At 42.9% G+C, this 13,184-nt stretch carries 13 protein-coding genes; 4 read left to right on the top strand and 9 right to left on the bottom strand.

The genetic code is table 11. From position 1 onward, the window contains the following. Nucleotide 1 precedes the first annotated feature (1 nt). Entirely contained in the window at nt 2–646 is a 645-nt protein-coding gene (locus BWD42_RS11765) for a DUF6266 family protein (RefSeq protein ID WP_077436505.1), read from the bottom strand. A gap of 115 nt (nt 647–761) precedes the next feature. Here BWD42_RS11765 and BWD42_RS24730 point away from each other — a divergent pair, with 115 nt between their 5' ends. Further along, nucleotides 762–923 carry a hypothetical protein gene (locus tag BWD42_RS24730; RefSeq protein WP_175992039.1) on the top strand — a complete coding sequence of 54 codons (162 nt, stop codon included), beginning with the start codon at nt 762–764 and terminating at the stop codon, nt 921–923. Nucleotides 924–1,089: 166 nt separating this feature from the next. Here the strand turns inward: BWD42_RS24730 and BWD42_RS11760 are convergent, their stop codons facing one another. The 5 genes from BWD42_RS11760 to BWD42_RS25090 form a co-directional block, all read right to left on the bottom strand. Continuing rightward, a complete protein-coding gene (locus BWD42_RS11760) occupies nt 1,090–1,395 on the bottom strand; it encodes a hypothetical protein (RefSeq protein WP_077436503.1) in 306 nt (101 codons plus the stop codon). Between the two features lie 37 nt (nt 1,396–1,432). After that, nucleotides 1,433–2,263 carry a LytR/AlgR family response regulator transcription factor gene (locus BWD42_RS11755; protein ID WP_077436501.1) on the bottom strand — a complete coding sequence of 277 codons (831 nt, stop codon included), beginning with the start codon at nt 2,261–2,263 and terminating at the stop codon, nt 1,433–1,435. 2 nt (nt 2,264–2,265) lie between these two features. Then, nucleotides 2,266–3,300, bottom strand: a complete 1,035-nt coding sequence (locus tag BWD42_RS11750) for a hypothetical protein (protein WP_077436499.1) — start codon at nt 3,298–3,300, stop codon at nt 2,266–2,268. A 112-nt stretch (nt 3,301–3,412) separates the two neighbouring features. After that, a complete protein-coding gene (locus BWD42_RS11745) occupies nt 3,413–4,390 on the bottom strand; it encodes a hypothetical protein (protein WP_077436497.1) in 978 nt (325 codons plus the stop codon). A gap of 69 nt (nt 4,391–4,459) precedes the next feature. After that, nucleotides 4,460–4,585, bottom strand: coding sequence for a hypothetical protein (locus BWD42_RS25090; protein WP_262507827.1), 126 nt, complete (start codon nt 4,583–4,585; stop codon nt 4,460–4,462). A gap of 337 nt (nt 4,586–4,922) precedes the next feature. Between BWD42_RS25090 and BWD42_RS11740 the strand changes: the two genes are divergently transcribed. The 3 genes from BWD42_RS11740 to BWD42_RS11730 all read left to right on the top strand — a co-directional run bounded on the left by BWD42_RS11740 (nt 4,923) and on the right by BWD42_RS11730 (nt 7,079). Beyond that, nucleotides 4,923–5,945, top strand: coding sequence for a helix-turn-helix domain-containing protein (locus tag BWD42_RS11740; RefSeq protein WP_077436495.1), 1,023 nt, complete (start codon nt 4,923–4,925; stop codon nt 5,943–5,945). A gap of 109 nt (nt 5,946–6,054) precedes the next feature. Beyond that, nucleotides 6,055–6,624 carry a MauE/DoxX family redox-associated membrane protein gene (locus BWD42_RS11735; RefSeq protein ID WP_077436493.1) on the top strand — a complete coding sequence of 190 codons (570 nt, stop codon included), beginning with the start codon at nt 6,055–6,057 and terminating at the stop codon, nt 6,622–6,624. A gap of 131 nt (nt 6,625–6,755) precedes the next feature. Further along, on the top strand, nt 6,756–7,079 hold the full coding sequence (locus tag BWD42_RS11730; RefSeq protein ID WP_077436492.1) for a hypothetical protein: 324 nt from the start codon (nt 6,756–6,758) through the stop codon (nt 7,077–7,079). A 42-nt stretch (nt 7,080–7,121) separates the two neighbouring features. Here BWD42_RS11730 and BWD42_RS11725 read toward each other — a convergent pair whose 3' ends face one another. Genes BWD42_RS11725 through BWD42_RS11715 form a run of 3 tightly spaced genes read right to left on the bottom strand, consistent with a single transcriptional unit; the run spans nt 7,122 to nt 13,184 of the window. Further along, on the bottom strand, nt 7,122–8,477 hold the full coding sequence (locus tag BWD42_RS11725) for a RagB/SusD family nutrient uptake outer membrane protein (RefSeq protein WP_077436490.1): 1,356 nt from the start codon (nt 8,475–8,477) through the stop codon (nt 7,122–7,124). A 4-nt stretch (nt 8,478–8,481) separates the two neighbouring features. Further along, a complete protein-coding gene (locus BWD42_RS11720) occupies nt 8,482–11,649 on the bottom strand; it encodes a SusC/RagA family TonB-linked outer membrane protein (RefSeq protein WP_077436488.1) in 3,168 nt (1,055 codons plus the stop codon). Then, the gene (locus tag BWD42_RS11715) at nt 11,646–13,184 is read right to left on the bottom strand and encodes a TlpA family protein disulfide reductase (protein ID WP_077436486.1); all 1,539 of its coding nucleotides are present in this window, start codon (nt 13,182–13,184) and stop codon (nt 11,646–11,648) included. Before BWD42_RS11715 ends, BWD42_RS11720 begins: the two co-directional genes overlap by 4 nt.

Below are 13,184 nucleotides of genomic sequence, written 5' to 3'. Positions count from 1 at the left end.
CCTAGCTGAGCTGTATCAGTCCTAAATAACTGCTTTTGGATACTCGCTTTTTCTTGCGGTCAGCCATAAATATCCACATATGCAGCTCGCCTCCGAGCAGGTGGGCCGGCACACCAAAGGTGACCGTTCCCGCACTTCGTGTCGGGACTGAAGCCGGTGCCAAAAATTCATCCTGCTCCGGATGATAACAGATGATGTAGACACCGTCATCATCTGCGGTCTTGTAGACATCATTGTTGGTCATCTCCCAACTTACGGTAAGCTCCTCATCAGCGTAGACCGGCGCTTGCGGCGGCCCTAAATAGAAAGCACCGTCCGCAATACGTATTTTACTGTAGTCCAGTGTAAAACTTGGATAAGCACCCTGGATTACCAGCGGCAGATTAAACTGAAATGCCGCATTGAGTGGCGTCAGCCGATCGGCCTTTTTCTGACCGAATCCCACCTGTAAATAGGAGGTGATCGGTAATAAAAATCGCATCACCAGCTTGAATTTCGCCTGCGTGATCAGCTGCTCTTCGGTAGCTGGTTTGTTGCTCTTTTTGTAGAGCCCTTTGAGGTAGTTGATACTCTTCCAGCTTGACCCTATCACGGAGCCGGTTTTACCACTTATTCCCCCATTTATTCCATTTACAATTGTTCCCATTTTTTTTCTTTTTTTTAAAATTTAACCATCGTCAAGGGCTAAGACATACCGGTATTTAAGCCTGACAACACAAACGTAAAAACTTAAAAATCAAAAATATACACACAAAATCAGCTTGACAGAGTATTGGCAGGACGACTTCGACAGATTAGCAGGAGTATGGCAGGGCATCCAGAAACAACTGCCTAAATCACAGCATGACCTGACCAAGACCAGTCCAATTCCTGCCGCTTTACCAGGCCGCGACAGTCGTGCCATAAGATGGTTTCGGGTCTAGCCTGAACAGCAGTATTGACTCACCCGAAGAGCCCCGAAGGAACAGTAAAAGAAAGGCAGGTAATAGGCAAAAAATAGGAAGGTATTGGTCAGGTATTGATGCAAATAAAAAAGGCCCTTCAAAAACGAAAGACCCCTAATGCTATAATCTCAATTTTACGGGGAACTCACAGGTTCCAGTAAGCACGTTTAAAACGTTCGACCGCTGTGGCGAGAAAAAGACGTTTTCCATTGTGCTTCCTTACGGTTCCCAGCATCCCCTTATGCTGATAGCGATACAATGTCCGTTCACTGACACCCACATAATCCTGCACATGGGCAGCGTCCCACCAGACCGCTTCTGTGTCCCCCGCTTCGCTCTGGTTATGTTTCATGTTATGCAGCTGCTTGTAGAGCATATGCAACGCAAATAAAATAGCTCCTTCATTCCCCCTGCGGATGCTATTTCTGGTTTTGTTTAAAATAATCCTCATAAATCAGTTTTAATCCGTTAATTATTTTTATTTTTTCTCACCTGCCCTCGCTATCACGGACAATACCATGCCTGCTGTGTTTGCCTGTGATTGTGTTTTGTTCGATCCACTCATCAAAATAGGTATACTTCCCTTTTTCACCTCTTTTTATTTCTATCCCTGATAGGATCACAAGCTTGGGCGTAATCGCGGTAATATGCTTGAGTGACACTGCAAAACTCCTATGTACCTGAGCAAAGCTGGCCTTAGGTAAGCACAAGACCATATCACCAAAACTTTCGTTGACTTCGATATAGGTTTTGTCTTCGATCCAGATCCGGGTCTGATCATTTTTAGCTTCGATATAGATGATATCATCATAATTGAGCCGTTGTTTTTCCGTCCCCCGGGTCCCATAAAAAAAACACTTATTCTCCTGGTCAAGGTCATTCAGTCCACGTCCCTGAATTTTGTCTTTTGCTTTGGCTATCGCTTTATAATAGCGCTCCTGTTCAAAAGGTTTAAGAAAGTAATCGGTCACCCCATAATGGAACATTTTATCGCCCACCTCTCTATTGGTACTACAGACGATGACCTGAAGATTGGCAATTCCCGGATTGATACGCTGCAAACTTTCCAGCTGGCCCAACACATCCAACCCACTCACGATAGGCATCTCAATGTCCAGAAATAAGATATCCAATTTGAGACGTCGCAAGGCTACCAGCGCTTCTTTCGGATTGGTCGTTGCATAGGCACATTCGACGCCGTCCGTTAGATCTACGTATCTTTTTAATTCTGCGACAATGTCAGGGTCGTCATCTACTATGGCGATGCGGATTTTTCGCAGCCGCCCCTCCTGTTTTAATATTTTCTTTATCGTATCCATGTTTAAAAATTTATTTCCAGATTCAAATAAAATATGCCTTCATTCGTCTTTTGGACCAACGAGAATGCCTCACCATATTCGAGACGAAGCAATTGCATCAATTTTTCCAATCCTGTACCGCCATCCTCAAAGATCCATGCCGATTCGGCGGCCACTTTATTTGTGCAACTAATTAATACCTTATCTGTATCGCTAATTACACTAATAATACCCAGCTGTGCAAGATCACTAAAATCACCATGTTTGATCATATTTTTATACAGACTCAGGAGCATAATGGGAATAATTGGCTTATTCAATTCTCGAATGTCGGTAATAAGCTCAATCCCTCGCTCGTCATACAAACGCATAAGCTGTTGAAGGTAAAATAGCTCATCTTCCAGCTTCCCCAGCATGCTTTTCCCAAAATTTAGCTTACGCATCGCATAAGCCTGTATGCCAAAAAACAGATCGATTCGAATCAATGCTGCACTTCTTTTCCTTGCCAGCCGGGTGAAGCTCTGTGTCAGATTGCCCATAAAATGAACAGCCCAGTCGCGAAAGAGCTGCGTTTTTCGATTTTCTGCCGATTGTCCCCTCAACAAGCCCAAATGCCGGAATAGGCCAATTGTCAAATTATACCCGACTTCCATGGCCACGATGATCAGCCCTTTAAGCGCAAATGAAATATAAAAGGTCAGCACATCAATGACAAAATCAACAGACTTGAAAAGATGAGGATTCTTTAGTACCCGCCGGCTCAATTCCGTTGGGAACTGATAAAGCAATAAAAATACAGCCAGCGCCGTTACCAAAAAATAACTGAGCAGGGTTAATATGGTACTTATCGAAAACTTCCTGAATAGCATACGTCTTAGCCAAGCCCGATTGAGATAGCTAATAATCAACATGACCAGCCCTACTGGAAACATGAGTGGCAGATGTCCCCATCCATATTTGTAAACGTTCACTGTGCTGATCCAGATAAAGTAAATTGTCCAGCAAATCGCATGAATACGGTACGGTAATGGTTTTAGAATATTGCCCTTGGTCATCATTGGATTAGGTTACAAGTCAAACAAATCTTAATTTAAACAGATTTAAAATTATTTAAAAAGACAATTTATAAATTAAAAGGGATTTCCACAAAACTGTAACAAGACTGGGACATTAAGTAATGACCCCGATTTCCTTAAATTTCTGGCAGGCAATTTCGAATTCCTTTGGCCCGATACTCGCCGAAAATCCAGTGGCTATATCAAAGAGCATCCCTGTATCACCAGCCAGAAATGGTAGCCAGATCGCATCCCTGAGTTTCATTTCGGCTGGATCAGCCTGTCCTTCAAAAATTGCCGGTAAGCACTCCCATTGGAGCAGTTCCTCCACATCTAAGTCCCGCAGCAACTCAATTATATATTGCATGGCTACGGAATAATCTGCCTTACTTTTCACACAAAAATCTTCGGTAATCCGCAGCTTGATTTGTCCGGCTATCGTAGTCACTATAAGTGGTCTAATGGGCATACCCGTCCAATGGGCTAAAGCAGTGACACCCTCACGTAGCAGTAAATCAGTGTCATGCAGTTTTATCCTGGCCCATCCCCTACTAAGATCACCAATACGCAGTTGCCCGTCAATGAATATGATTACATCATAGCCCCTACGGAGAGCTTCCCGGAGTTTTAACAATGGATTGCCGCGATCGGCTTTAATAAACAGCAGTTCAGCTGCAGTAGCTTCACGGCCAAAGGACAGTTTGTATTGCTGCCGATAGATCTGACCCTGTTTTTCATAGACATCTTCACGGAGCAGTATAGCCAACTTTCGGCCCAGTACCATGAGCGCTCTGGCAACCATCCCATATGGGCCAATATGCATGCAGGACCAGATACGAGGCTGCCGATCGAGCAGCGGCAAGGAACTGGTCAACTGATCCAATAAAGTGTCATCTGTCCGATAATGCTGTTGCGCCAGCCAACTTTGCTGCATCTGCAGTAGTCTGATCAGATTATCTTTGCTATGGATCAATTCCCAGCGGTATAAAAGAGAAATGCTTTTGAGGATCCGGTACCATCGATCGGTACGAAGGAATAATTTTTCGCTTGTTATTTCAGGACTTTTTTCCTGCTGTTTAGATATAGTATTCATGGTTGTTCGAATAAATTGGTTATTAAAAAGAGGGTGTCCGGATCACCCAGTATTTTTTTTGCTGAAGCGTTATAAGTAGTATAAACTACATTTTTCTTCCGCAGATTCGATCATGAGCTTTACCGTTTCCGAATTGGAAAATGTATAAAGTGCCTGATCAGCCAAAAGCTGCATTTTCATAAAAAGCTCTTCCATAGCTATTGCATCTCTTTTTATCCATACTTAGCACCAAACTTGCCTTGTTCGGTCACTTTGCTTCCGGGCCAGAAAAGCGAGGTGATCACTTGGCTAATTTGGCAGAAATGCAAGAGTTAAGGATCATTTTTGGATGCATAGGTGCTGCGAACCTGTGAATCCTAAATTTGGCTAACCGTCAAATTCCACCGTATCTCACAACCGGTTCAACAGCTCTCCAGTACCATGCACAGTTTTTTTTGGTCGTATTCCCTGTTTTTATTAGAATCTATGATTCAGGCCATTACCAACAGTAAACCAAACAGTTAAGAAAACGTATGTTAAAACCGATCATTTTATGGAAAGAAGTTATGACTTTAACCTACCCGAGGAATATCAGCTCGTCGAGCTGCAAAAGTATGAATTGAGTTATCCCATTCGCCACGCTCAAGAGCGGCATTGGATATCGCCCGACAATTGCATCAGCGAACAGACCTTTGACGGTCGCTATGGCTATCTCTATTACTATGAGTTTTGGATAGAAAAAGAAGCAACTATCCCAGTGTACATTACATTGGGTGACCTACATCTTAGCTATTCACTACAAAGCAGCAAGCCGATCCGACAGCATCACGACATCGATAATTTTGTGATGGATTTTATCGAAGGGCAAGGCGCTTATCTCTATCTGGCCAAAGGCGAATATAAGGTTAGCTTACCACAAGGTCATCATATCTTAGTCGGTTTTATATTAGATGCAGGGCTGTTCAGACCACCTGCCAACCGGCATTTTAATTTTTTACAACATCTCGTCAATGCCAAAAAGGAGCAGTCCATCCGATCGGATAAAAGTGTTACATTTCGTGTAGGCGAGGTGACCAAGCGTCAATTGCAATTACTTTTTAGCAAGATCAATCCCCACATTCTTGATAATGAATATATGCTCTTAAAGCACCTGATCTTTCTGATCCAGCTGAGCAGGTTTAAGATAAGCGAGGATGGTGAGGAACAACTGATTGACCAAGCACGTAATTTATTACAGATTATGATTTTGCATCAAGGGGCTAAAGTCAGGTTATCGGATGTTGCCGCAGTGCTTTTAAAGTCCAGAGATCGTATCAACGAAGAACATAAAAAACAGTATGCTTATACATTTCATGACTACCGCAATCAGTTGCTCCTGGACTATATTGCTTCCATTATTGTGGGCAATGAAAAATTAGCTACCACTGCTGAGGAATGTGGCTTCAGCAGTATCAATGAGCTTCATAAATTTATCAAAAACCAGACTGGACTTACTCCACTGACCTTTAAGCAACAGCAGGAAAATGTGGGCAATGACCCATCGTCTAAAAATGATCTTCAAGAACCGCCCTCCTAGCCAACCCTATTTTCTACCAATCGACAGCTTGTTTTCTGCTTAACGCTCGGCCTTTTATCATTGTAATTTAGCCTAATAAAAGGTAGTAAGAGATTGAACAAAACAAAAGATGAAACAACACGAAAAATACAATCAAAACGATGGGATTGGGGCAGAAGCTAGAGCGCCAAATAATACCCGAAGAAATAGATGGGAAACATTTATAGAAGTCTACATCCTATTTGCATTAGTGATGTTTATCTTATTGTTTTTCGTGACAGGGCTAGGTAAAGTGTTTAATCATTTGGTTTTTGTAAGTCAGCTGAATAAGCAGCCTCTTCCTGACTGGTCAACAGCCATTTTAAGTTATCTATTGCCGATACTGGAACTGGGAACAGTAGCATTGTTATGTATTCCCAAATTAAGATTTTGGGGATTGGGACTTGCTATTTTGCTGATGACAGCATATACAGTTTATGCATATTTAGCTTTCATCGAAATCTATGGTTATGTTCCCTGTGCCTGCGGTAAAGTATTTGAAAAGATGAGCTGGAAGCAGCATTTCTTTTTCAATCTGGGCATTACATTACTAGGCTCTCCAGCATTCTTGATGGAGTATAAATTAAAAAGGAGATTAAAAAAACTATGCATAGTGAACTCTGACGGGAGTTCAACCAACAGGACACTGGTCAATAACTGATCTAGATCTTCGCTCGGGATTGCGACAATTCAGATATATCATAAGCATAACCTAAGGCAAGTCACCGGGACAAGATTTGGAATAATTAGAAACCAATGATCTGTATTTATAAACATTAAAATATTATCAACATGAAAAGAGTAAAATTATTTGTTCCAATTTTGGGAGCAATCTTAGGAATGGGTGTCTATGTTGGACACGCCAATGAAATGAGTAAAAAAGCAGCTAGTACTGCCGAACAATCATGGGAAGTTATTGATCCTACAGGAGATTTGACTGATCCTAACAACTATCAATCGTATTCGGGCGATATCGCAGATTTATGTCCGGAGGATGATGTTTTTTGTGGCATCAAAGCTGAAAATAATGCTGGCAAACCACAAATGACTCCACAATTGGAAGCTGAAATCAATAGTGGAGTGCCGACATCACATGTATTTTATCGAGGTGAATAGGGGCGATTAAGAAAAGAGAGGGCATTTTGCCCTCTCCTCTTACTATGGATTTTGCAGCAGATCGCCTTCGACAATAATCGTTGGCGGAATCCACATGGCAAAACGTTTATCATTCGGCTCCAGCACATACTCTTTTCCATCGACAATCCGTTTTATGCTTATGCCAGCATCATAAAGCTTATTCAATCGCTTAATATCAGCCCATCTGATCCCAAATCGAAAAGCCAGTTCTTTTTCACGTTCACCCAATATAAAATTGGTCAGTCCAGATTTATCTTTGGGTATGATAGGTAGCTTACCTGATTCAAAGCGTACTTTCAATAAATCCGTCATGGTATTGTTTGCATCAAGCAACTTATTTGATCTCGCTTCACATTCCGCTTTTATCAGATAAATTTCATCTGTGGCCAGGCCCGCAAACTCAGCCGTTCCTGTTGGTCCGCCATAGCTTCCCTTGAAATTAAAGAATCCATTTGTACTCTTTTTAAAGTATAGTGATTTCCTCAGATCGCCCTCAGGGTAACTTTCGAACAATAGCGTGTCAACATAAGATTTTGTTCCACCAAATATTTTGTCTGAAGCGGCCAAGCTACAGTGGAAGATCACTTCGCTATTCATGAGTTCAAAAGGTGTCGCAGCATTCGGCGGGATAAGATTATAGTTGATCAGATCAGGTTGGATCTGCAGGCAAAGGGTCGCGTACTTTAAAGCTTCATCCAAATTCCCCATATAGAGCAGTGTCCTTGCCAAAAGAGCGTAGACCGCAGCTTTGGAAGGTCTTGTTTTTTTGAGCGGCAAATCGGGAAGCAATGAAATTGCTTCTTTCAGATCGCTGATGATCTGTACAAATGTTTGTTCTAAGGTGGCCCGCTGGAAACTGACATTGATATCCGATGTATTACGAAGTGGTATCCCTAGTTCAAGCTTTGCTGTACCACCGTCATAAGCAGGTGAAAACTGCTGTACAAGCCAAAAGAAATTCCAGCTGCGATGAAACAATGCCGTTCCTTTTGTCAAGTTTTTATCTGCAACCGTTAATCCATCAAGCGCGGCCCTGTCAATATTGTCAAGGACAATATTGGCATACATAATCTTTTTATAACTTTCAGACCAGTCAGAAAGTTTCGTCTCTTTATTGTTCAATAAGTATATGTCGCTGAGCTCGCTCCCTAGGCTTTTCACATCATTATCATTCATGAAATAATAGTCAGCGGCCACATCCATCCCAACGGGAAAACTACGAATGGTATACAGTTCATAGTCCATTAGAGCCTGCAAGTCTTTGACCGTTTTGGGAATTGCCAAAGAGGTCTTGGATTTCTCCTCCAAAAATTTATTACATCCAGCCGTAGCTACCAACATGCAGCCTAAGATCAGCCAAGTTAAATATCTGTTCATAATTTTAAAATTGAGCGTTAAGACCTAAGGAAAATTGTGCTGGAATGCGTATCGTGATGCCATTGGGGTCCAGGTCCGTCATTGTCGCTTTCCATATAATACCAAGATTACGGGCATAGGCCTGCAGTGAAATACGTTTAAAATAAGTCGACTTGGCAGGAATCGAATAACTCAAACTTACATCCTGAAGCGCAATGTTATCCCCCTTTTCGACCAGGATATCCGAATTGGTGTAAAACTGATCCCTATTCGAGTTCAACGGATAGATAAATGCAGGCACATTGGTCGCGGCTTCGTCCCCCGATTTTTGCCAGCGTTTGTAATAATCACTATGCAGCGGCGTATTGGATGACAGAGACGAATAGTTGACCGATTCCCTTCTGAAAAAATAGTTGAAGCGATAGGCAATGTTTACACCTAGCTCCCAGGCTCCATAAGTAAAAATATTCCTTAGGTTGCCAAACTGCTCCGGTACTGCCTGACCATGAAATACCAGGTCTTCGAGCGTTACCTTTGATTTTAGGTTCGCATAGTTCATATAAGGCTCACCGCCCACGCTAAATTGTGGACTGCCAGTATCCGAAGTGAGCCCCATAAAGCGATAACTGACGAGATTATAAGCTGAGTACCCCTCTATTGGCGACAGGTTTTGTCCCGAAGCCACCAAATTGGCGATCACATTCGATTTATAGCTATACTTGGTAATCTTTGTTTTATTAGATGAAAGCAAAAGGCTTGTTCGCCACTTCAGAGCCGCATCAATATTCAGGGAATTGAGCTGGAGTTCCCAGCCCTGTGTTCGCAAACTCGCTGCATTTCTATTGAGCAAATCGACACCTAGGGTCGGGTCCACATTGACAATAGCAATTAAATCTGTTGCATTTTTTCTGAAATAAGAAAACGATCCCGTTATACGATTCTTGAAAGCTGCAAAATCCAATGCGCTATTTAGTTGGCTCACGTTTTCCCAACGCAGATCAGGATTGGGAGGATTATTCACATAAGCGTTGGTAAACCCTCCCAATGAGCTCGCGCCGGAACTGTATGTTATAGTCGTCTGGGCAGGAATGGTATTATTGACATTTCCGCTTTTTCCATAGGTAGCCCGCAGAGAAAGGCGCGGCATCCATGTCCAGCTATAAAAACTTTCCCGGTCAATATTCCAAAGACCACCGACTGACCAGAGCGGTTTCCATCTATTATTGGTATTCACCCCAAATAAGTTGGACGCATCCCGGCGGGCACTTGCAGAAATTGTATATTTCTTTAATAGATTATACGAGCCGTTAAAATAGACAGATACAAAACGGTCGACATTACGTTCATTATTGAAATTATACCAAATCCGCCCCCTTCCCAGCCCGGCATAATAATCATAAATGTTTCCATAATCAACAGGCTGGGATATTTCAAGATCCGGGTCATAACCATATTGCCGATAGGTATTCCCAAGTCCTCTATTATCCCTAATCTCCATACCAACCAGCATGTTGATATCTCCGAGGTGAGCCTGCTTATCGTAAGAAAGCTGCGCCCTTACATTGTGTCCATATTGCCGGCTCGAAGTTCGATCCATGATATCACCCAGTGGAATGGGACGTTCGGGTAAATTTCCCTTCAATTGCGTGTATTTATTGACCAGGTCCCGTACATAAAATGAATTCCGATCCATGCGGTCCTGGTCGAGTCCATTTGACGTAAAATATTGATACCGCCACTCCGAGCGAAGTCCTTTACCCCATTCATATTGTGCCGCAAAGTCAAATTTGAGCACATTTGAATTATTGACTTTATCCAAAAGCCTCTGATCCACCAACGGATAATAAGACCAGTCCAAGAGTTTACCTGTACCCAATGTATCCAGAAACCGACTTCTATAGTTCTGTTCCACACGGTTTGGATTCCCCTCCGTGTCTACTAGACGTGTATAAGGATATGCTGCACCAACGCTTCCGATCCGAACGGAAGTAATTCCATTGTCTGAGGTTTTATTCGCATTGAATTGTAAGCCACCGGTCAGCAACAGTCGTGGTACCGGTCGCCACGTCTGTTGCGTGCGCAGCGTAAAACGGCTATTGCCATTTCCTACGATATTGCTTCGTACCTGATCAAAGCCCAGCGACCATATGGATGCCAGCTTCTCGTTTCCGCTACTCAGCTGCATATTATACTGCTGGTTGATTCCTTTTTGACGGAGGTATCTTGAGATGTCTCCCCGCAGATCACCCTGAGCAATTGAATTAAGCTTCGCATTAAGAGACGCATCATCTATGAAATTATTGCGGTGATCATTTAGCAGCTCCACGACGGGACTGATTACTGGATAATTGTTCCGGTTATTGAGCAGATTGTTGTAATAGCCCTGATCGAATAAAAAACGCTCTGTATTGATATAGGTCATATTGTCAACCTGTGAACGATAGTAAGGATCTTCTTTACTGACTACGGATAAATTGCTGGTCACCGAAAGGCGTATCGGCACATTAAATTTTCCTCTTTTTAGCGTAATGACTACTACCCCATTCCCCGCTTTGGCTCCCCAGATAGAGGTAGCTGCAGCATCTTTGAGTACCGTAATATTTTCGACGTCATTTGGATTGATATCATTGATATCGCCTTCGTAGGGGAAATTGTCTACCACGATCAGCGGTCCCTTGATCGCAGCTGTAACAGTACTCAGCCCTCTGACCATAAAATCATTCTGCGCATTCCCTCGCTTTTCAAATAATATCGCATTACTTAAGCCATCGAGCCTACCTAGGATATTCGTGCCTATCTGTCTATCGAGTTCCTTCTGCGCGATCACATCAAAAGCACCTGTTGCCCGTTCTTTTGGAACGGTCTGATAACCCGTTGAGACCTGTACCTCTTCCAGCTCATTCACTTTAGGACTTAGGTACACTAACCATTTGTATTGCTTTAAAAGTTCCAAAGACAGGGTATCAGGTAAATAACCCAGCCTGTGAAAAGTAAGACAGGTGACCTCTCCTTTGATGGACAGCTCCCCTTGTGCATCTGTAGCACCCAGCAGCTTGCCGCCACAGTCTTTTATTGACACAGCAGCTAGCGGTAATCTTGTATCAGTATCTTGAATTCGGATGACTTCTCCCTGCGCCCATGTTTTTAAGTAGGTAAGGACACAGCTGATTATTATGAGCAGAAAACTTTTCATCGTGCCCCCTCCTTTCCCTGAACTGTGACATAACCCTGCTCTGTCAGTTGCAGTACAGTGCTGTCGCCCCGATATCCATCTTCTCTAAGTACCAGCATGACCAGATCTCGGTTTTCAAGCGACAAGGTCATTCCCCGGGCAGCAAATGCTTGTTTTAATTGCTCCAGGTCATTGATATTATCCGGCAATGTGATACTGACCTGATCGCTGAGCCCCGTCTCATCAATCATAAACGGCAATGTGGCAATCTTCCTTCGGTTGAAAAGGTTGGGGATATGCTTGACCGCAATACCTATAATGGCGTTTTTTACCTGCTTGTAATCATTCTCCGCTTTTTGCAAAAATTTTCCGTTTGCAGTGCCGTCACTCTCCACCAAGCCATTTAAGATCACTTTTGGAGATTGAGTGGATTCCTTGTTTATGATCAGCTTCCTAGGGTCTGCAACACGTATCACCAGGCAGTTTACATTCCGCTTCTGATATGATGCTGTCATGCCCAGATAGAAATTAAGGTCACGTTCCATTTTCCTATAAATCGCTTTATCCTCATAAGTGATCGGGCTCACAGACTCGTAGGTATACTCCCAAAAATGCTGAATAGTGCTCAGCTTATTGACTATACTATCGGGATCACTCACTTCCAATATACATCTGGAAGGAACCCTGGCTATACCCGGACTATAATTCGAGCTATACTGAAGGGCGACTGCATATTGCTTAAAAACATTGAGATTAGGTACGACCAATTGTTTATAACCCTGTAGGGAATCCACATTAAACACAGAAGCCTGGGAAATTCCCCTACCGTAAGGCAAAAGTGTACTGTAATAATAATTGTGGATTTTATTATCATAATATGGGCCAAGCAGCGGTCTCTTAAATTCGATGACCTGGGCTGCTACCGGTACAGCATTAGTATCCCGGATCATTTGCCGCAGCGCAGGAGCATTCAGCTCACTGGGCTCCGACAAAGAGCGTACTACCCCCCTATTATCAATACATACTGTGAATGGGATACCACTCTTCTCAAAATATTTGGTCAACAGCTTATCACTTACGACAGAGGAAAATGTGTTTTTCAGCCCCTGCGACCGAATAAATTCACTTTTATTGATGAATTTTCCGATCGCTGCACGATCCTGATAAGTAACTGAAAGTACTTTTACCTGATCACCAAGATCATTCTGCAACCTATAAAGGCCTGGAAACGCAGCTATACAGCTCGAGCACCAAGTGGCCCAGAAATCAAGGATGATTAACTTTTTACTACCATAATCACGCAGTGTCATCTGCTTTGCTCCAGCCGGGTGTCCTACGACATCAAGTTTCAAATCCCAAAGGGCCTGAGGGATGGTATCGCCTATTTTGAGATATTTGCTTGAAAGCCCATCGGCCCCGCTGTCCTTGCGGGGCGTCTGAGCCGATAAACTAAACATAGAAACTAGAAGGTATAAGATCACAAGTACCGTAATTTTTAGTATTTGAATATATAGTAGTGCGCTGCTATTGGATTGTAGTTTTAATTTTTTCATCAT

The organism is Sphingobacterium sp. CZ-UAM (assembly GCF_002000245.1).
Taxonomy (GTDB): domain Bacteria; phylum Bacteroidota; class Bacteroidia; order Sphingobacteriales; family Sphingobacteriaceae; genus Sphingobacterium.
Note: the sequence above shows the minus strand (reverse complement) of the source record. Positions and strands in the feature narration are given on the sequence as shown.